Raw genomic sequence first — 19,993 nt, forward strand, 5'->3', positions numbered from 1 at the left:
CCGTGGGCCGCTACCTCTTCCACCGCGCGTGGCAGTCGCTCGTCACGCTCGTGCTCGCCTCCGTCGTCGTCTTCCTCGGCGTCCGGGCGCTGCCCGGCGACCCCGCGCTCGCGCTGGCCGGTGAGGAGGCGACGCCGGAGCAGCTGGCCGCCGTCCGCGCCGATCTCGGACTCGACCAGTCGCTGCCCGTCCAGTACGGCCGCTACGTCGGGCAGCTGCTCAGCGGCGACCTCGGCGAGTCCACCCGCACCGGCCAGCCCGTCGCCGACCTCGTCGCGACGACGCTGCCCGTCACCGCGTGGCTGTCCCTCTACGCGCTGGTCGTCGCCGTGGCCCTCGGCGTCGGCGCGGGCGTCGTCGCGGCGGTCCGGCGCGGCCGCTGGCAGGAGTGGGCGGTCTCGACGACGTCCGTCGTCCTGCTCTCGGTGCCGAGCTTCTGGATCGGCATCCTCGCCGTCCTCGTCCTCGCCGTGTGGGCGGGCCTGTTCCCCGCGTCCGGCTACGTCTCCCCGCTGGAGGACCCCCTGCGCGCCCTGTGGCACCTCACGATGCCCGCCTTCGTGCTCGGCACGGCGATCGCCGCCGTCGTCATGCGCCAGACGCGGGCGTCGATGCTCGAGACCCTCTCGGCCGACTTCGTGCGCACCGCCCGCGCCAAGGGGCTGTCCCCGCGCCGGGTCCTCGGCCGGTACGCCCTGCGCAACAGCCTCGTCGTCGTCGTGACGGTCGTCGGCCTGCAGCTCGGCGGCCTCATCTCCGGGGCCGTCGTCACCGAGCGGATCTTCGGGCTGCCGGGGCTCGGCCGGCTGACGCTGGACGCCGTCTTCACCCGCGACTACGCGGTGATCCAGGCGGTGGTCATCCTCGTGACGGCCTTCTACGTCGTCATCAACCTCGCCGTCGACGCGCTGTACTCGCTGCTCGACCCGCGCGTGCGGGTGGACGCCTGATGGCCGTCGAGCAGCCGGCCCCTCCCGCAGCCGGTGTCGGGAGCCCGGGCGCCCCGACGCCGGCCGCCGACGACGGGCTGGGCGGCGGCCGCGGGCGGGTCCTGCGGAAGGTCCTCGGCGACGCCAAGGGCGTCGTCGGCATCGCGCTCCTGGCCGTCGTCGTCCTCGGCGCGCTGCTGGCGCCGGTCCTGGCCCCCTACGGGCCGACCGAGGTGAACTTCGAGACGCCGTTCCAGCGCCCGCTCACCGTCGGGTACCTCCTCGGCACCGACGACCTGGGGCGCGACGTGCTCTCGCGCATCCTCTTCGGCCTTCGCGCCTCGCTGCAGGTGGGCCTGCTCGCCGTCGGCCTGGCCGTCGTCGTCGGGGTGCCGCTCGGCCTCGTGGCCGGCTGGTGGAAGGGTGTCGACGCCGTCGTCTCCCGGGTCACCGACCTGCTGCTGGCCTTCCCGTTCCTCATCATCGCCGTGGGCCTGGCCGCCATCGGCGGCGCGAGCCTCGGCAACGCCGCGATCGCGCTGGGCGTCGCCGCGATCCCGACGATGGTCCGCGTCGTCCGCGCGGAGACCCTGCGGGTGCGCTCGCGCCCCTTCGTCGACGCGGCGCGGACGATGGACGCCTCCGGGCCCCGCATCCTCGCGACGCACGTCCTGCCCAACGCCGGCTCGGCGATCATCGTCCAGGCGACGATCATCATGCCGACGGCCGTCATCGGGGAGGCCCTGCTGTCCTTCCTCGGCCTGGGCATCCAGCCGCCCACCCCGAGCCTCGGGATCATGCTGTCCGACGCCCAGCAGTACCTGCTGCGCGCGCCGTCGGCCGCCGTCCTGCCGGGCCTGGCGATCGCCGTCATCTGCCTCGGCTTCAACCTCCTGGGCGACGCGCTGCGCGACGCGCTCGACCCCCTCACCGTCCCCGCCCGGCGTCGTCGCCGGGGCAAGGCAGCCGCCCGATGAGCCCCGCTGGTCCGCCGTCGTCCTCCTCCTCCGCCTTCGTGGTGCCGCCCACCGCGGCCGAGCAGCCCACCCGCCCGACGCTGCAGGGCACCTTCGGCATGGCCGCGACGACGCACTGGATCGCCTCGTCCACCGCCATGTCGGTGCTCGAGCGGGGCGGCACCGCCGTCGACGCCGCGTGCGCCGCGGCCTTCGTCCTCCACGTCGTCGAGCCGCACCTCAACGGCCCCGGCGGCGACGTCACCGGCCTCGTCGCCACCGCCGACGGCGCGCCGCCGCAGGTGCTCATGGGCCAGGGCCCCGCACCGGCCGCCGCGACGACGGAGCACTTCCGCGCCGAGGGCCTCGACCTCGTGCCGGGCGCCGGCGCGCTGGCCGCCGCCGTCCCGGGCGCCGTCGACGCCTGGCTCGTGCTGCTGCGCGACCGGGGCACGTGGGAGCTCGCCGACGTCCTCGCCTACGCCGTCGGGTACGCCCGCCACGGGCACCCGGTGCTCGCCCGGGTCGGCGCGACGATCACCGGCGTCGCGGAGCTCTTCGCCGAGCACTGGCCGACGTCGGCGGCCCTGTGGATGCCCGGCGGGGTGGCCCCCACCGCGGGCGCGAGCATCGAGAACCCCGCCTACGCCGCGGTGCTCGAGCGGCTCGTCGACGCCGGGCGCGGCCGCCCCAGCCGCGAGGCGCGCATCGAGGCGGCGCGCGCGGCGTGGGGCGAGGGCTTCGTCGCCGACGCCGTCGACGCCTTCGTCCGCGCCCCGCACCGGCACGCCAGCGGCACCGACCACGCCGGGGTCCTGCGGGGCGAGGACATGGCCGCGTTCTCCGCCGGCTTCGAGGACGCCGTGACGCTCGACGTCATGGGCGTCACCGTCGCCAAGACGGGCGCCTGGGGGCAGGGCCCCGTGCTGCTGCAGGCGCTCGCGCTGCTCGAGGGCTTCGACCCGGCGGACGTCGACCCCTCGACGCCGGACGGCGCGCACGTCGTCCTCGAGGCGCTCAAGCTCGCGCTGGCCGACCGCGACTGCTGGTACGGCGACCCGGGGCCGGGCGAGGAGCCGGTGCCGCTCGCGACGCTGCTCTCCCCCGCGTACACCGCCGAGCGGCGCGCGCTCATCGGTGACGCCGCCAGCCACGAGCTGCGACCGGGCTCGCCGGACGGTCGTGCGCCCTTCGTCCCACCGCTGCGCGAGACCTACGACGCCGGCGCGGCGGGCGGCGCGGCCGGCGAGCCGACGGTCGCCCGGTCCGGCGACCCGGTGCCGCGCGCCTCCGGCGCGACCCGCGGCGACACGTGCCACCTCGACGTCGTCGACCGCTGGGGCACGGTCGTGACCGCGACGCCGTCGGGCGGGTGGCTGCAGTCCTCGCCGACGATCCCCGAGCTGGGCTTCTGCCTCGGCACGCGGCTGCAGATGACGTGGCTCGAGGAGGGCTCGCCGTCCACGCTCCGGCCCGGCCGGCGCCCCCGGACGACGCTGACGCCCACGATGCTGCTGCGCGACGGCGTCCCCGTCGCCGGCCTCGGCTCCCCCGGCGGCGACCAGCAGGACCAGTGGCAGCTGACGTACCTGATGCGCACGCTGCTCGGCGGGTACACGCCCCAGCAGGCGATCGACGCGCCGGCGCTCCACACGACGTCGATGGCCGGCTCGTTCTGGCCGCGGACGTGGACGCCGGGCGGCGCCGTCGTCGAGGACCGGCTCGGCGAGGCGGTCATCGGCTCGCTCGAGCGGCGCGGCCACGTCGTCACCCGCGCCGGCGACTGGTCGCTCGGGCGGCTGTCCGTCGTCACGCGAGACCCGGCGACGGGCCTGCTCCAGGCCGCGGCCAACCCCCGCGGCGACCAGGGCTACGCGGTGGGGCGGTGAGCGGGGTGACCCGTGCGGCGGACGACGGGAGCGGCGCGACCCTGCGGGGACGGGCCGCGGAGGGCGCCGGCAGCGCCTTCCGCGCGCTCAGGGCCCGGGTCGCGGGCTCGCGCGACGACGACGGCGCCTCCGAGGTCGCGGCGGAGGCGGCGCCCGAGAAGGTGTTCGGCCCGCCGCTGCTCGAGGTCCGCGGGCTGACGGTCACCTACCGCACCGGCGAGGCGGAGGTGCCGGCCGTCGTCGACGTCGACCTCACCGTCCGCGAGGGCGAGCGCGTCGCCGTCGTCGGCGAGTCGGGCTCCGGCAAGTCGACGACGGCGGCGGCGCTCATCGGCCTCCTGCCGGGCAGCGGCCGGGTCGCCGCGGGGACCATCACGTTCGCCGGCGAGGACGTCACCCACGCCTCCGACGCGCGGCTCCTGCGCCTGCGCGGCCGCGAGGTCGGCCTCGTCCCGCAGGACCCGATGAGCAACCTCAACCCCGTCATGCGCGTCGGGGCGCAGGTCGAGGAGGTGCTGCGCGCCCACGGGCTGGCGACGGGCCGCGCGGCGAAGGAGCGCGCCGTCGAGCTGCTCGGCCTCGCCGGCATCCCGGACGCCGCCCGCCGCGCCCGCCAGTACCCGCACGAGTTCTCCGGGGGCATGCGCCAGCGCGTGCTCATCGCGATCGCGCTGGCCTGCGAGCCGCGGCTGCTCGTCGCGGACGAGCCGACGTCGGCGCTCGACGTCACCGTGCAGCGCCAGATCCTCGACCACCTCGAGCACCTCACCGAGGCGGCCGGGACCTCGATGCTCCTCGTCACCCACGACCTCGGCCTCGCCGCCGACCGCGCCGACACCGTCGTCGTCATGTCGAAGGGGCGCGTGGTCGAGAGCGGACCGGCGGCGCGGCTGCTCACCGACCCGCAGCACGCGTACACGCAGCGGCTCGTGGCGGCCGCGCCGAGCGTCAGCGCCGCCCGCGCGCAGGTTCGCCCGGGTACCCGCGCCGTCGACCGCGCCGCCGGCCCGCGCCGCCACGACACCGCGGACGGCGCCCCGGTGCTGAGGGTCGAGGACGTCACGAAGGTCTACCGCGTCCGTGGCCGGGGCGCGGGCGACGTCACGGCCGTCGACGGCGTCTCCTTCGTCGTCCCCGCCGGGACGACGACCGCGGTCGTCGGCGAGTCCGGCTCCGGCAAGACGACCCTCGCCCGGATGGCCCTCGGGCTCGAGGCGCCGACCTCGGGGCGCCTGCTCGTCGGCGACGACGTCGTCGGGGAGGCCACGGGTGCTCGCCGTCGTGCGGTCCGCCGCGCGATGCAGCCGGTCTTCCAGGACCCGTACGCCTCCCTCGACCCGACGATGAGCGTCGAGCGCCTCGTCGACGAGCCCCTGCGCGTCTTCGGCGAGGGCGACCGCGCCTCCCGACGCCGTCGGGTCGGCGAGCTGCTCGACCAGGTCTCCCTGCCGCGCGACGCCGCGCAGCGCCGCCCCGCCGAGCTGTCCGGCGGGCAGCGCCAGCGCGTCGCCATCGCCCGCGCCCTGGCCGTCGAGCCCCGGCTCGTCGTGCTCGACGAGGCGGTCTCGGCGCTCGACGTCCTCGTGCAGGACCAGGTCCTGCAGCTGCTGCACCAGCTGCAGGAGGACCTCGGTGTCGCCTACCTCTTCATCACCCACGACCTCGCGGTGGTCCGCCAGGTGGCGCACGCCGTCGCCGTCATGCGGCACGGGCGGCTGGTCGAGCACGGGTCCGTCGACGCCGTCATGAGCGACCCGCAGGAGGACTACACGCGGGAGCTGCTCGCGGCGATCCCCGGCGCCGAGTTCTACGCCGCCCGGGCGGGCTGACCCCCGCCGGGCGTCACCGGGTGGCGGGCGCGCCGGCGACCGTCGCGGCGACCGTCTCCGCCCACGGCGTCGCCGTGAGCCCGAAGACCTCGGTCGTCTCGGAGGCGTCGAGCACGAAGTCCTGGTCCCACTGGTGGCGGATGGCGACGACCTCGCGCATCTGCCCGCTCGCCAGCCCGATGCCGCGCAGCACCGGCCACGGGATCCCGCTGACCTTCGGCGCCGGCGCCGCCATCGCCGTGGCCAGGTCGGTGAGCGCCTGGCGCTGCGAGCGCGGCTCCCCGCTCGGCACCATCCACGCCCGGCCCCACGCCCGCTCGTCCGCGCCCAGCCGCACGAGGGCCTCGGCGAGGTCGGGCACGTACGTCCAGCTGTGCCGCGCGTCCGGGTCGCCGATCACCCACGCGCGGCCGCCCTTCCGCAGCGTCGTGACCTGCCGCGCGAGGTGCGACTGCGCCGGCGGCACCGCGCCGACGAAGTCCGACGCCCGCACCTCGACGACGCCGCGCACCCGCCCGGCCCCCTGCGCGGCGAGCGCGTCGTGCCACATGCGCGCCCGCAGCCGGCCCTTGCCGTCGGTCGCGGCGAGCGGCGTCGACGCCGTCATCGGGCCGCTCGGGCGGCCGTAGCCGTAGAGGTTGCCGGTGATCGCCAGCACGGCGCCGCTCTCCTGCGCCGCCCGCAGCAGCGCCGCCGCGATCGGCGGCCACTCGGCCGCCCACCGCGTGTAGTCCTTCGGGTTCACGGCGTTGTAGACGACGTCCGCCCCCTGCGCCGCGGCCGCCAGCGCCGCGCCGTCCGCGGCGTCGACCGCGACGTGCCGCACCGGCCCGCTCGACGCGCCGCCGCTGCGCGAGACCACGACGACGTCGCGCCCCTCCCGCACCAGCACCTGCGCGACCGCGGACCCGACCGGCCCCTTGCCCACCACCACGTGACGTCCCACGACGACCTCCTCGACGAGTGCACTGCTCACTGACGAGAGCAGTGCACTCGCTCCGCGCGCCCGTGTCAAGAGCAGCGCTCTCGTCTGCGAGCAGCGCTACGGTGACGGGGTGGTGCAGACGGCGAGGGAGCGCGCCCGCGAGGCGCTGACGGCGGACATCGTCGAGACGGCGCGCGGCCAGCTCGCCGAGGTGGGCGCGGCGGCGCTGTCGCTGCGGGCGGTCGCGCGCGAGCTGGGCCTGGCGTCGTCCGCGGTCTACCGCTACGTGCCGAGCCGCGACGACCTCCTCACGCGGCTGCTCGTCGCCGGCTACGCGTCGCTCGGCGCCGCCGCCGAGGACGCCGACGACCCGGGCCTCGCGCCGCGCGGCCGGTGGGTCGCCGTCAGCCGCGGCGTCCGCGCGTGGGCGCTGGCGCACCCGCACGAGTGGGCGCTGCTCTACGGCTCCCCCGTGCCGGGGTACGCGGCGCCGCAGGACACCGTCGTCGCGGCGATGCGCTCGGCGGGCGTCTTCGGCCGGGTGCTCGGCGACGCGGCGCGCTCCGGCGGTCTGGTCGGGCGGACCCCGGATGCCGACCGCACCCCGCTCGTCGGCCCCGACGTCGGCCCCGTGCTCGGCGGCGAGCACCCCGCGCTCGACGACGACGTCCGCGCCCGCGCCGTCCTCGCGTGGAGCTCGACCCTCGGGCTCGTGAGCGCCGAGCTCTTCGGCCACCTCGTCGGCGTGACGACCGACCAGGACGCGTTCTTCACCGAGCAGGTGGGGCGGCTGGCCGACCTCGTCGGCCTGATGGGCTGACGGCCTCCCGCCGAGCCGCCGCCGTGGAGGCCGGTGCCCTCCCGAAGGAGCTGGGCGAGCGCCTGGCGCCGGCCACGGGACTGCGCGGAGTGATCGTGCACGAGTACGCGGCTCTGGACCTCGAGCGGGTCGCGGCAGCGCGCCCGTTGGCTCTCGACGGTTTCCGCGTCTACGTCAGCGCCGTCGCCGCACACCTCGTCCGGCGCCGGACCTGACCCGTCCAGTCCGACGGCGAGCGCCGAGTCCGACGTCGCACCGGTCGCCGGCGCCGTCCGACCACCCGGGCGTCGGACTCGAGACGCGACGTCGGACTCGGCGGAGCGGCCCGTCAGGCCGTCGGCCCGCCGGGCACCGGCACCGCCGAAGCCGGCACGACGACGTCCGCCCCGGCAGCGCCCGGGGCGACGAGCACGGCGTTCGGCTCGTCCGTCGCGCCGACCCACGCCACTGCGTCGTCGGGCGTCTTGCCGAAGCGCACGTGCCGGGCGACGAGGCGCTCGCGGCGGACGTCGTCGTCGACGGCGACGAACCACACCTCGTCGAGGAGGCCGCGCACCGGCGTCCACGCCACGTCGTCGATCAGCAGGTAGTTGCCCTCGGTCACGACGAGCCGGCAGTCCGGCTCGACGGGCAGCGCACCCGCGAGCGGCTGCTCGAGATCGCGCTCGAAGGCGGGCGCGTAGACCGTCGCGGACGACGGCGCCCGCAGCCGCTCCAGGAGGGCGGCGTAGCCGTGCGCGTCGAAGGTGTCCGGCGCCCCCTTGCGTCCCAGCCGTCCGAGGCGCCGCAGCGCGACGTCGGCGAGGTGGAAGCCGTCCATGGGCACGTGCGCCACCCACGTCGCCGAGCAGCCCTCGGGCGGGTCCGCCGCCAGCGCGGCGACGACCGCCTCGGCGAGCGTGGTCTTGCCGGCTCCCGGCGCACCGCACACCCCGAGGACCGACCGGCCCGGGCGCTCCGCGAGCGCCCGGGCACGGTCGAGCAGGTCGCCGAAGGTCACCTCCGCCGTCGGCGGGGCCGACGTCGAGCTCGTCACGACCGCCGCCGGGCGGCCGCCATCCCGAGCTCCATGACGCCGCGGGCGTGCCGGGCGAGGTCGTCGCCGTCCTCCCAGAGGTCCCGCCAGACGGCGAGGTCGTTGGACAGGCCGCGCGCCACGACGCTGGAGGAGAACGACTCGAAGGTGATGGGACCCGTGTACCCGACATCGACGAGGGCGTGGAAGAACCCCGTGAGGTCGATGGACCCCGAGCCGAGGTAGCCGCGGTGGTTCTCCCCCACGTGGACGTACCCGAGGCGCTCGCCGACCTCCCGCACCGGGCGGACGAGGTCGTCCTCCTCGATGTTCATGTGGTACGTGTCCAGGTGCACGAGCACGTTGTCCGCGCCGATGTCGTCGGCGAGGGCGAGCGCCTGCCGCGCCGTGTTGACGACGTTCGTCTCGTACCGGTTGCACACCTCCAGCCCGAGCGTCATGCCGCGGGAGGCCGCCTCGCCCGCGAGGCCCCGCAGCACCGTCACGACGTTGCGCCGGCCGGCGTCGGTCAGCGGACCGGGGTACTTCCCGAGCGCCGAGTACAGGGCGCCGGTGAGGTGCGTGCCGCCGAGGTCCTGGGTCACCTGCAGCGAGTCGTGCAGGAGCGCCTCGCCACGGGCCACGACGGCCGGGTCGTCGCTGGAGACGTCGGCGTCGAAGGCGAGTCCGCGCGAGCAGGCGACGCCGAGCCCGGCGTCGTCGAGCAGCCGGCGCGCGTGGGCGACGTCGAGGCGGTCGCGGTCGTGCAGCGAGAGCTCGAGCAGGTCGTAGCCCGCGGCGGCGGTGCGGGCGACGGCGTCCTCCATCTCGGCGGGCGTCGTCCCGCCCGTCCAGACGAGGGCGTGGACGCCGAGCGGGTTGCCGGTGCGGGGGGCGGCGCGCCCCGGGGCGGGCGCGTCGGTCGTGGTGGTCACTGGTGGTCTCCTCGACGGCTCAGGCGCTCTTGGCGCCGGTGATGAGGGCGACGATCTCCTCGCCCGTGGTGTCCTCGGTGCGTCGCCCGGCGGCGCAGCGACCGGAGCGCATGACCCACACCTGGTCGGACAGGCGCATGACCTGCTCGAAGTTGTGGCTCACGAGCAGCACGGCCCGGCCGTCGTCCCGCAGGCGCCGGATCAGCGCCTCGACGCGCTCGGTCTCCTGGACGCCCAGCGCGGCCGTCGGCTCGTCCATGATCACCAGGCGCGAGCTGAAGCCGGCGGCGCGGCAGATGGCGACCGCCTGGCGCTGGCCTCCCGAGAGCCGCCGCACGCGCGAGGTCGTCGAGGGCACGTTGACCGACAGCCCCGAGACCATGTCCCGAGCCCCGGCCCTCATGCCGCGCCGGTCGAGCACCCGGAAGGGGCCGACGCCCTTGGTCAGCTCGCGGTTGAGGTAGAGGTTCTGCCAGACGGCGAGGTCCTCCACGAGCGCGAGGCTCTGGTGGACGGTCTCGATGCCCGCCTCCCGCGCCTCCTGCGGGTCGCGGAAGGACACGGCGTCCCCGCCGAGCTCGATCGTGCCGTCGTCGGGCCGGTGCACCCCGGCGACGCACTTGACGAAGGTCGACTTGCCGGCGCCGTTGTCGCCGACGATCGCGGTGATCTCACCCGCCCGCAGGTCGAGGTCGACGTCCTTGAGCGCCCGGACGCTGCCGAAGGACAGCGAGACCCCGCGGGCTCGCAGGAGGACGTCGCCCGTCGGCTCGGACGGCCCGGTGGGGCGGGGGGCGGTGGTGGTGGGGGAGCTCATCGCTGGTACCTCGAGAGGAAGGCGGCGAGGACGACGACCGAGCCGACGGCGACCGGCTGGTAGAACTGCGAGACGCCGAGCAGGGTCAGCCCGTTGGTGAGGGCGGTGAGCAGCAGGGCGCCGAACAGGGGCCCGGCGATGTTGGCCCGCCCTCCCATGAGAGCGACACCGCCGAGGACGACCGACGCGACCGCGTTGAGCAGGAACTGCGTGTTCGCGGCGGGCTCCGCGGCGCCGATGCGAGCGACGAGCAGGACCCCGGCGAGGCCCGCGCAGGTGCCGCTCAGCGTGTAGACCGCGGTCTTGACGCGACGGGTGCTGATGCCGGTGGCCGTCGCGGCCTCCGGGGACCCGCCCGCCGCGAGCACGTGAGTGCCGAAGCGCGTGTGGAAGAGCAGGACGTGCGCCGCCGCGGCGACGACCAGGGCCACGAGCACCGGGTACCCGACGACGCCGACGCCACCGGTCGAGAGCCGGAGCATGAAGGTGCTGATGATCGACTGCGGCTGCCCGCCGGAGACGACGAGCGCGAGCCCCGAGGCGATCGACAGCCCACCGATCGTCACGATGAAGTCGGTGATGCGCCCGTAGCCGATGACGAGGCCCTGGGCGAGGCCGAAGAGCAGGCCGGTCACGACGGACACGACCACGCACACGCCCACGGGGGCGCCGGCGCCGAAGGCGACGCCGAACATGACGGCGCTGAAGGTCATCGTCGAGGCCACGGCGAGGTCGATGCCGCCGGTGGCCACGGTGAAGGTCTGCCCCGTGGCCAGGACGACGAGGATCGCCGCCGCCGCCAGCATCGCCTCGATGTTGCCGAGGGTCAGGAAGGTCGGGTCGAGGACCTGGAAGAGGACCACGAGGACCACCAGCCCCACCGGGGCGGCCAGCTCGGCCCAGGTGCCCGGGTCGGCCAACCGCTCCCGCCACCGCGGACGCGCCGGGGTGGCGGCGCCGTCGCGGTCCGCGCCGTCAGGGCCGCTGCGGCGTGCGCCGTCCCTGCTGGTGCTCGTCGTCGCGCTCACCACGCGCCCCCTCCGGTCGTCCGCGGTGCGCTCACGCCGGCCATCAGCCGGCCGTCGGCGACGCCGCCGCGGCGCCGTCCTCGAACGGCTGGGGGAAGGCCGCGAGCGCCTGCTCGGCGACGTCCGGCGTGACGAGCGCCACCGGCGCGTCGACCTCGGCCTCGACGTCCTCGCCCCGCGCCAGGCTCGCGCAGGCCTCGACGCCGAGCTGGCCCACGGCGTAGGGGTACTGGGCCACCGTCGCGGCGAGGTCGCCGTCGGCGACCGCCTGCAGCGCCTCCTCGTTGCCGTCGACGCTGATGACGCTGATCTGGTCCTCCAGACCGGCGTTGGCCACCGCTCGAGCGATGCCGAGGCCCATGTCGTCGTTCGCGGCGAAGAAGCCCTTGATGTCCGGGTTGGCGGTGATGAGGTCGGTGGCCGCGGTGAGCGCCTGCTGGCGGTTCCAGTCGGCGGAGACGACCGGGAGCAGGTCGAGGTCGCTCGCGGCCGACGAGAAGCCGTCGATCCGCGCGGCGCTGGTGACGTCACCCGCCACCCCGGCGACAAGGCCCACGGTGCCCGAGCCGCCGAGCAGCTCGACCATGTGCTCACCCGCCAGGGCGCCGGCGGCCTCGTTGTCCGTGCCGATGTAGCTGTCGATCTCCAGGCCGGCGGCCTGGGCCGCCTCCTCGTCCACCGGCTGGTCGATGTTGACCACGGGCGTGCCCTCGGGCAGCTGGGCCAGGCCCTGGACGAGGTTGTTGCCGGTGATCGGGTTGACGACGTAGCAGTCGTAGGACTGCTGGGCGAGCGCGGTGAGGCGCTCGGCCTGCCCCGTCGTGTCGGTGATCGACTGCGCGGCCTGCACCTCGACGCCGACGCCGGCGTCGGACGCGCCGGCCTCGATGCCGTCGCGCATCGCCTGGAAGAAGGGGTTGTCGAGCCCCTTGATGACGGCGGCGACGCGGACGTCGCCGCCGTCTCCGCTCGGGGTGTCGGAGCTCGTGGCGTCCTGCTCGCCCCCGCACGCCGAGGCGAGCAGGAGGACGGGCAGGACGGCGAAGGACAGGGGTCGCAGGCTCGGGCGCGTCATCGCGTCTCCTCGGGTGGGCCGCTGGCTTAATGTCTGCGGCTAGACGTTAAGGCGGCCGTTGATGGCTCGTCAAGCACGAAAAGGGTGTTGCCCCGGACACATTGGTGACGTACCGTCCCGCGCTCATGGACACGGCTCTCGGCGACGGCGCGGCCCTCAGCGACGGGGCGGCCGAGCTGCTGCGCCGGCTGCGAGGTGGTCGTCCGGTCACCCGCGCCGGGGTGGGCGCCGAGACGGGCTGGGCGCGGGCGACCGTCAACGCCCGGCTGGACGAGCTCCTCGCGACCGGCCTCGTCGTGGACGCCGGCGTCCGGGGCGGCTCGCGGGGACGACCGGCAGGCCGCTTCGTCTTCAACGCCGCACGCGGGGGGCTGCTCATCGCCGACGTCGGCGCCTCGGCGGCACGGCTGGCGCACTGCGACCTCGGGGGCGGCATCTGCTCGCAGACGACCGTCGACCTCGACATCCGCGACGGTCCGGACCGCGTCCTCGAGCTCGTGACGTCGGGACTCGCGTCGCTGCCCACGCGGGACGAGCTCCCCGCCTGGGCGATGGGCATGAGCCTGCCGGGCCCCGTGGAGCACCCGACAGGGCGCATCGTCTCCCCGCCGATGATGACGGGCTGGGACGGCGTGACGGTGCCCGCCCTGCTCGAGCCTCGGCTCGGGGTGCCCGTGCTCGTCGAGAACGACGTCAACGCGATGGTGTGGGGCGAGCACGTCCTCGCCGAGGAGCCGCTGGACGACCTGCTGCTCGTCAAGGTCGGCACCGGCATCGGCGCGGGCCTCGTCACCCACGGGCAGATCCTGCGCGGAGCCCGCGGCTCCGCCGGCGACCTCGGCCACACCCACACCGCCGGGGACGTCACCGACCGCGAGCCGCCGCTGTGCCGCTGCGGGAAGCTCGGCTGCCTCGAGGCGTACGCGGGAGGCTGGGCGCTCGCCCGGGACCTCGTCGACGACGGGCTCGAGGTGGCCGACGTGCGGGACGTCGTCGCAGCCCTCCAGGCCGGGGACCCCCGCGCCGTGCGCCGCGTCCGCGAGGCGGGCCGCGTCCTGGGCATCGGCATCGCCGACGCCGTGAGCCTGCTCAACCCCTCGGAGGTCGTCGTCTCGGGCGGCCTCGCCGTCGCGGGTGAGCACCTCCTGTCCGGCATCCGCGAGCGCGTCGCCGCGTTCTCCCTGCCCCTGGCGACGACCGGGCTGCGCATCCGCGTGAGCAGCCGCCCCCACGACGTCGGCGTCGTCGGCATGGCCGACCTCGTGGCCCGGTGGGCGCTCGACCCCGCACGGGTGAACGACGTCCTGGCGCGGGTGGGCGCCCCGACCTGACGCCGCAGCGGCGGACGCAGGACCGCCCGCGTCCCGGCGGGGAGCCGGGGACGCGGGCGGTCGGGACGGTGCAGGTCAGCCCTGCTCGACCTCCACCGCCACGCGGTGCGTCGCGTGGTCGTACACGAACGTCACCGGGCCACCGGGGTGGTCGAGGGTGATGTTCGACCCGTTCGGCACGCCGTCGGCGCCGTAGTTCTCCGTCCACGCCCGGTCGACGGCGACCTTGTAGGAGTACTGCCCCGGCGGGAGGTCGACCGTCAGCCGCCAGCGGCCGGTCTCCGCGTCGTAGGTCATCTGCGCGGCGTCGCAGTCGGGCTCCCAGTCGCCGGGGCAGCCCATCTCGCTGTTGAGGTCGCCCGGCACCGAGACGGCGCCCGGCTGCTCGACCGACTCCTCCACCGCGGTGACGAGGTGCGTCGCGGTGCTGTAGGTGAAGGTCACCGCGCCGCCGCTCGTCGTCAGCGGGATGTTGGCGCCGTTCGGCTCACCGCCCGCGCCGTAGTTCTCGTCCCACGACCGGTCGACGGCGATCTTGTACTCGTAGGAGCCCGCGGGCGGCGCCACCGTCAGCGACCAGGTGGCCGTGTCGGCGTCGTAGGTCATCTGCGCCGCGTCGCACGCCGGCTCCCAGTCACCGGGGCAGCCGATCTCGCTGCCGAGGCTGCCCGCGACCGCCACGGTCGTCGGCTCGCCGCCGACCCCGGGGCCGGGCTCGGGGACGACGACGGCGGTCGCGCTCGCGCCCGCGACGTTGCCCGAGTGGTCGCGCACGACGGCGCGGTACTCCAGCGCCGTGCCCTCGGCCGTGTCGGTGACGTCGTGGAAGACGCGGTACGGCGCGTTGTCGTCCGTCCCGAGCACCTGCCACTCGTCCGTCGAGCCGGCCGGGCGGACGGCGAAGGTCACCTGGTCGAAGCCGCCACCGGGGACGTCGACCGACACCTCGGCGCGGCCGCTGACCTCCTCGCCCGTCGTGAAGACCGGCGTCGGGGCGGTGCGCGCCGGGCGCATCGGCTTGCTGGCCTTCCACACCACCGCCGACAGCGGCGGCACCGTGACGCGCGCCGTGCCGTCGTGGTCGGACCACACGGCCCCGGTGCCCGCCGGCCACACGGCCTTGTAGCGGGTGCGGGTCGTGAAGGTGTCGAGGTCGACGGTGCGCGCCGTGTCGCTGTTGTTGGTGGCGACGAGGTACTCGACGTCGTCGTCGTCCGAGATGCGGCTGAAGGCGTAGACGCCCGCGCCGTCCTCGGCGTAGCGCTGCACGAGCGCGCCGTCGGCGAGGGTCGGGTTCTCCTCGCGCAGGGCCGACAGCTCGGCGATCGTCGTGTACAGCGGGTGGCTCGGGTCGAAGTTCTCGCCTCCCGTCGTGGCGTCGGTGCCGACGAGGACGTCGTCGTTGTAGGTCGCCACCTGCGAGGCGAACATGTCCTGGCGCGCGTCCTGGTCGCCGCCGTCGCCCGTGAAGCCCTGCTCGTCGCCGTAGTAGACGACCGGCTGGCCGCGCGTCAGGTACATGAGCGCGTGGGCGAGGCGGTCGCGCTCCAGCAGCTCGTCGCCCTCGGCGCCCGCGTCCTGCAGGAACATGCCGATACGGCCCATGTCGTGGTTGCCGAGGAAGGTCGGCAGCGAGTACGCGTTGCTGTCGGCGTCGGTGTACCAGTCGTCGGCGGCGAAGAGGTCCGCCATCTGCTGCGTGGCCCCGCCGCTGGCGAAGGACTGCGCCCGCGCCTGGAAGCCGAAGTCGATGACCGACTGCAGCTCCGCCTCCGTCGTGTAGTGCGAGAGGAACTCCGGGTCGGAGTTGTAGACCTCGCCGAAGGAGAAGAAGTCGGGGTTGCCGATCTCGGCGGCGTGCTCCTCGATCGTCGGCGCGAAGTCCTTCCAGAACTCGTCGCCGACGTGCTTGACGGTGTCGATCCGGAAGCCGTCGATGCCGAGGTCGACCCAGGTCTTGTAGATCTCCTCCATGCCCGCCACGACCTCGGGCCGCTCGGTGAAGAGGTCGTCGAGGCCGGAGAAGTCGCCGTACTGGTCCGACTCCCCGCCGTCGAACCGGGCGTTCCCGCGGTTGTGGTACATCGTCGGGTCGTTGAGCCAGGCCGGCGTCTTCGCCGTCGCGTCGCCCGGCATCGGGAAGACAGGGGTGTACGGGAAGGACGTCGCCGCGTCGAGCGCCGGGAACTCGCTGGTGCCCGCGTGGTCGCGGTCGTCGAAGACCTCGCCGCTCGCGTCGCGGTAGGGCTCGGCGTCCTTGGTGATGTAGGTCTGCGAGCCCTCGGCGTACTGGATGACGTCGGCGGTGTGGTTGGTGATGATGTCGAAGAAGACCTTCATCCCCCGCTCGTGCGCCTCGTCGATGAGGCCCTCGAGCTCCTCGTTCGTCCCGAGATGCGGGTCGATCTGCGTGAAGTCGGTGATCCAGTAGCCGTGGTACCCGGCCGAGACGGCGTCACCGGCGCCCTGCACCGGGCGGTTGACGAAGGACGGCGTCAGCCAGATCGCCGTGGTGCCGAGGCCCTCGATGTAGTCGAGCCGCTGGCGGATCCCCTCGATGTCACCCCCGTGGTAGAAGCCCTTGGCCGTGGGGTCGAGGCCGCTGACGAGGCGGTCGCCCCCGTAGCCGCCGTCGTCGTTGGTCGGGTCGCCGTTCTCGAAGCGGTCGGCCATGACGAAGTAGAAGCGCTCGCGGGTGAGGTCCTCGCGGAGCGAGCCGCGCGCGAGCGCGCGGTCCTGGGACTGCTGAGCCTTGGCTGCCTGCGCCGCAGCCTTGCGGGCCTGGGCCTCCTGGGCGGGCGCGGGCCGGTCGGACGGTGGAGCGGCGGCGGCGGACGGTCCGAGCAGCAGCGCGGCGGCGACGGCCGCGGCTCCCGCTCCGGACACGAGGGCAGAGGGATGACGCACGTGAGCCTCCTCGACGGTGAGTGACTGGGCGGATCGTAGGCGGGCGCGGGCCCGACGCACAGCGGCCTCCCGCGGTCGACCGAGGGGCCGCCGAGACCGCACCCGGGGAGACTCGGCGGACGGGTCGCCGCACCCCCGCCACCCGTGCGCCGCAGCAGCCGGGTGGCGGCCTCCCGCGCACGGGTGACGCCGCTGCTCCGCCGGCGGCGCGGCACCGACCTCCCTCGGGACGACATCCGATCCGAGGACAGGAGTGCAGGTGAGCCAGAGCAGGACGAGGCGCGCGGCGAGGGTGGGCGCGAGCGCACTGCTCGCCGTCGCGCTGCTGCCGCCGATGACGGCGGGCGCGACGACGGGCGCGACGACGGGCGGCGACGCCGCCACGAGCGCGGACGGGCCCGCGCAGGCGGTGCTCGAGGGCGAGGTGGTGCGGCTCGAGGCCGCGCCGCACGCGCACCCGGACGGCGCCGGCCATGCCGACGCGACGCACGACCACGAGGCGCACGAGCACGAGGCGGCACCGGCGGGCGGGCACGAGCACGTCCACGCTGACGGCTCGGTGCACCACCACGCCGCGGAGCCCGCGCTGGCGCAGGCCGTGCGGGCGGACGCTCCGCCGTCGGAGGGCGCGTTCGACGTCGCCGCGCCCGCGGGGCTGCGGCTCGAGGACGGCACGCTCGTCGGCGTCGAGGGCCTCGAGAGCTCGCGCGCGCGGACCGGCGACGAGGTGCGCCTCGTCGTCGAGGTGCCCGCCGAGCTGGAGGACGCCGTCGCCGACGCCGCGGGCGAGCGTCGCCTCGACGCGGCCCGCGAGCGCCCGGCCGCCGACGGCTCCGCCGTGGCCGAGGCCGTCGTCACGGCCGCGGCCGAGGAGGGCGAGACCCTCGCGGCGACGGTCGGGACGGTCGAGGTCACCACCGCGGCCCCGCCGCCCACCGCCGCCACCACAGCTCCGGCGCGACCGGTGACGGTCGTCGTCGCCGACATGGGCGCCGGCACGGAGCCCGTGCCGACCGACGCCGACCTCACGTCGATGGTCCAGCGCGCCTCCGACTACTGGTCCGAGCAGAGCGCGGGCCGCGTCACCTTCGCCCTGGCGAAGGCGCCCACGTACTACGCGACCACCCGGACCTGCAGCGACCTGTGGAGCCTCTGGAGCGAGGCGGGCCAGCGGGCCGGGTACGTGGACGGAGCGCGCACGCACCTCGTCCTCGTGCTCGTCGACGAGGACGGCAAGGGCTGCGGCTACGGCGTCGGCACCGTGGGGCGCGGGGTCGACGACGGCGGCCTGTCGGCCCTGGCCAACGCCTCCGACCTCTCGCTCGTCACCCACGAGCTGGGCCACAACCTCTCGCTCGAGCACGCCAACGCCGTCGAGTGCACCTCCGACCCGCGCCAGGACTTCGCCGGCGACGCCGCGACGGCGCCCTGCGGCGACCGCGAGTACGGCGACGCGATCGACGTCATGGCGAGCTCGGACGGGACGCCCGGCTCCCTCGCGGCGATGTCCCGCGCGATGCTCGGCTTCCTCGACGCGGGCGAGCGCAGCACCGTGACCGCCGTCGGGACGTCGCTGGTCGAGCTGGCGCCCGTCTCCGGTGGCGCGCGCACGGGCGTGAAGGACCTCACCGTCACCGACCCCCGCACCGGGGTCGCCTACCGCCTCGAGAACCGCCAGGCGACGGGCCGCGACCAGGCGCGCCTGACCCGGTGGCGGGCCACGACGGGTCTGCGGGTGCTGCGCGCGCAGAAGGACAGCCGCGCGAGCCTCGCGCTCGACGCGACGCCCACCGTGCGCTCCACGAGCAGCGTCGACGTCGACCGCGCCCTGCCGTCGGGCCAGGTGTGGCGCAGCGCCTCCGGCGGCGTCGAGGTCCGCACGAGCGCGGCGTCGGACGGGCGCGTGGTCGCCCGCGTGAGCCTCGCCCGCACCGGCGAGGCCCACGGCGCGCTGGCGACGACGACGACCGTCGAGGTCCCCGAGCTCGTCGCCGGGCGGCCCGCCGTCCTGCGCGGCGCGGTCTCGGCGGGCGCCGGCACGGTCGTGCCGCAGGGCGTCGTGACCGTCGACGTCGCCGGCGCGCGCGCCACGGCGACGCTCGCCACCGACGGCTCCTACGCCGTCGAGGTCGTGCCCGCCCGCAGCGGCGCGCAGACGGCGGTCGTCGGCTACACGCCGCAGGACGCGAGCCGGTGGTCGGCGTCCTCGACGAATCGCGACGTCGTCGTGGGTGCGGACCCCGCGACCCAGGACCCCAGCAGCCCGGACCCCGGCACGGGTGAGCCCGGCACCGGGGACCCGGGCACCGACGACCCCTCGACCGAGGGCCCCGGCACGGACGACCCGGGCACCGAGGACCCCGGCACGGACGACCCGGGCACCGACGAGCCCGTCACGCCGACGCTCGTCGTGGGCGTCGGGACGGCCTCCGGCGCACCGGTCGACGCCGCGACGCCCGCGGTGCTCGACGTCCGCCTCGACCCGGCGGGCGCCGGCGCCGACGGCGAGGTCGTCGTCACGGCGGGCTCCACGACGCTGGCGTCCGCCGCGGTCGTCGACGGCGCGGCCCAGGTGTCCCTGCCCGTGCTGCCCGGCGGCCGGCACGAGCTCGTCGTCGCCTACGACGGCGGCAGCGCCGGCAGCGCGGCGAGCACCCCGGTGACCCTGGACGTCGCCCGCGTGACGAGCACGACGTCCGTCACGACGACGACGGCGCCGACGGCCACGCGCAGCGCGGTGCTCGAGGCCCGGGTGACGAGCGCCGTCGCCCCGAGCGGCGCGGTGGAGGCCCGCCTCGGCAGCCGCCTCCTCGCCCGCGGCACGGTGTCCGACGGCGTCGCCCGCGTCGCGCTGCCGGTGCTCCCGGCCGGCACGCACACCGTGGCCGTCACCTACCGCGGCGACGTGTCGAGCGCGCCGTCCACGACGAGCACGCGCCTCGTCGTCGTCAAGGACGCGGCGACGCTCGAGGTGCTGCCGCCGAAGGCGCCCACGACGGGCGGCGGCCAGCCGGTCGTCGTCCGGGTCCGCGCCGGCGGCGTCGCGGCGACGGGGCAGGTGCGCCTCGTCGTCGACGGCCGCACCGCCTCGCGGGCGCCGCTCGTCCGCGGGGAGGCGCGCCTGCCCCTGGCCAAGCTGCCCGCGGGCCGGCGCACGGTGACCGTCGCCTACGACGGCAGCGCCACCGCCCTCGCGGCGTCCACGCCGCTCGTCCTCGACGTCGTCCGGGCCGGCGGCTCGACGAAGGCCTCGCCGAGGACGACGACGCCGGGGCGCGGGAAGACGACGACGGTCGCCGTCACCGTCACCTCCCCGGCCGGGACGGCGACGGGTGACGTCGTGCTGCGCGACGCCGGCGGGCGCGCCCTCGCGAAGGGCGTGCTGCGCGACGGCCGGGTCACGCTGACCCAGCCGGCGCTGGCCCGCGGGACGCACCGGCTCACGGTGCACGCCGCGGGTGACGCGCTGACGGCGCCCAGCCGCTCGGCGACGTGGACGGTGACGGTGCGCTGACGCCCCTCGGGACGACGACGGCC

Annotated in this window: 15 protein-coding genes; 8 read left to right on the plus strand and 7 right to left on the minus strand. The window is 75.9% G+C overall.

Going from position 1 to position 19,993, the window contains the following annotated elements; translation table 11 throughout:
• The first annotated feature begins 2 nt into the window (after positions 1 to 2).
• The 4 genes from HLB09_RS00535 (at position 3) to HLB09_RS00550 (ending at position 5,603) form a co-directional block, all read left to right on the plus strand.
• Entirely contained in the window at positions 3 to 950 is a 948-nt protein-coding gene (locus tag HLB09_RS00535; RefSeq protein ID WP_171201479.1) for an ABC transporter permease subunit, read from the plus strand.
• A complete protein-coding gene (locus HLB09_RS00540) occupies positions 950 to 1,906 on the plus strand; it encodes an ABC transporter permease (RefSeq protein ID WP_171201462.1) in 957 nt (318 codons plus the stop codon). The genes HLB09_RS00535 and HLB09_RS00540 overlap by 1 nt, the downstream gene beginning before the upstream one ends.
• The gene (locus HLB09_RS00545) at positions 1,903 to 3,774 is read left to right on the plus strand and encodes a gamma-glutamyltransferase family protein (protein WP_212755657.1); all 1,872 of its coding nucleotides are present in this window, start codon (positions 1,903 to 1,905) and stop codon (positions 3,772 to 3,774) included. The genes HLB09_RS00540 and HLB09_RS00545 overlap by 4 nt, the downstream gene beginning before the upstream one ends.
• A 161-nt stretch (positions 3,775 to 3,935) precedes the next feature.
• Positions 3,936 to 5,603: a dipeptide ABC transporter ATP-binding protein gene (locus HLB09_RS00550; protein WP_171201481.1), complete on the plus strand. Its 1,668-nt coding sequence runs from the start codon at positions 3,936 to 3,938 to the stop codon at positions 5,601 to 5,603.
• 13 nt (positions 5,604 to 5,616) lie between these two features.
• Here the strand turns inward: HLB09_RS00550 and HLB09_RS00555 are convergent, their stop codons facing one another.
• Positions 5,617 to 6,579, minus strand: coding sequence for an NAD-dependent epimerase/dehydratase family protein (locus HLB09_RS00555; protein ID WP_212755659.1), 963 nt, complete (start codon positions 6,577 to 6,579; stop codon positions 5,617 to 5,619).
• 79 nt (positions 6,580 to 6,658) lie between these two features.
• Here HLB09_RS00555 and HLB09_RS00560 point away from each other — a divergent pair, with 79 nt between their 5' ends.
• Both HLB09_RS00560 and HLB09_RS00565 read left to right on the plus strand, forming a co-directional pair.
• A complete protein-coding gene (locus tag HLB09_RS00560) occupies positions 6,659 to 7,348 on the plus strand; it encodes a TetR/AcrR family transcriptional regulator (protein ID WP_171201463.1) in 690 nt (229 codons plus the stop codon).
• A 23-nt stretch (positions 7,349 to 7,371) separates the two neighbouring features.
• Positions 7,372 to 7,563: a HepT-like ribonuclease domain-containing protein gene (locus HLB09_RS00565; protein ID WP_171201464.1), complete on the plus strand. Its 192-nt coding sequence runs from the start codon at positions 7,372 to 7,374 to the stop codon at positions 7,561 to 7,563.
• Positions 7,564 to 7,676: 113 nt separating this feature from the next.
• Here the strand turns inward: HLB09_RS00565 and HLB09_RS00570 are convergent, their stop codons facing one another.
• From HLB09_RS00570 to HLB09_RS00590, 5 genes are all read right to left on the minus strand, one after another.
• Positions 7,677 to 8,384 carry a nucleoside/nucleotide kinase family protein gene (locus HLB09_RS00570; RefSeq protein ID WP_322789967.1) on the minus strand — a complete coding sequence of 236 codons (708 nt, stop codon included), beginning with the start codon at positions 8,382 to 8,384 and terminating at the stop codon, positions 7,677 to 7,679.
• A complete protein-coding gene (locus HLB09_RS00575; protein WP_171201484.1) occupies positions 8,381 to 9,190 on the minus strand; it encodes a sugar phosphate isomerase/epimerase family protein in 810 nt (269 codons plus the stop codon). Before HLB09_RS00575 ends, HLB09_RS00570 begins: the two co-directional genes overlap by 4 nt.
• A gap of 127 nt (positions 9,191 to 9,317) precedes the next feature.
• Complete coding sequence (locus HLB09_RS00580; protein ID WP_171201465.1) at positions 9,318 to 10,115, minus strand: ATP-binding cassette domain-containing protein; 798 nt, start codon at positions 10,113 to 10,115, stop codon at positions 9,318 to 9,320.
• Positions 10,112 to 11,143: an ABC transporter permease gene (locus HLB09_RS00585; RefSeq protein WP_171201466.1), complete on the minus strand. Its 1,032-nt coding sequence runs from the start codon at positions 11,141 to 11,143 to the stop codon at positions 10,112 to 10,114. The genes HLB09_RS00580 and HLB09_RS00585 overlap by 4 nt, the downstream gene beginning before the upstream one ends.
• A 43-nt stretch (positions 11,144 to 11,186) precedes the next feature.
• Positions 11,187 to 12,218, minus strand: coding sequence for a sugar ABC transporter substrate-binding protein (locus tag HLB09_RS00590; RefSeq protein ID WP_171201467.1), 1,032 nt, complete (start codon positions 12,216 to 12,218; stop codon positions 11,187 to 11,189).
• A 125-nt stretch (positions 12,219 to 12,343) separates the two neighbouring features.
• Between HLB09_RS00590 and HLB09_RS00595 the strand changes: the two genes are divergently transcribed.
• Entirely contained in the window at positions 12,344 to 13,549 is a 1,206-nt protein-coding gene (locus tag HLB09_RS00595; RefSeq protein WP_171201468.1) for an ROK family transcriptional regulator, read from the plus strand.
• A 75-nt stretch (positions 13,550 to 13,624) separates the two neighbouring features.
• Here HLB09_RS00595 and HLB09_RS00600 read toward each other — a convergent pair whose 3' ends face one another.
• Positions 13,625 to 16,456 (minus strand): alpha-amylase family glycosyl hydrolase, encoded by a 2,832-nt coding sequence (locus HLB09_RS00600; RefSeq protein ID WP_212755663.1) that lies wholly within the window; start codon positions 16,454 to 16,456, stop codon positions 13,625 to 13,627.
• 259 nt (positions 16,457 to 16,715) lie between these two features.
• On the opposite strand from HLB09_RS00600, the gene HLB09_RS19630 reads away from it, so the two are divergent.
• Positions 16,716 to 19,970, plus strand: coding sequence for an Ig-like domain repeat protein (locus HLB09_RS19630; RefSeq protein ID WP_212755665.1), 3,255 nt, complete (start codon positions 16,716 to 16,718; stop codon positions 19,968 to 19,970).
• The last annotated feature ends 23 nt before the right edge of the window (positions 19,971 to 19,993 follow it).

This window comes from Pseudokineococcus marinus (assembly GCF_013004605.1).
Classification (GTDB): domain Bacteria; phylum Actinomycetota; class Actinomycetes; order Actinomycetales; family Quadrisphaeraceae; genus Pseudokineococcus; species Pseudokineococcus marinus.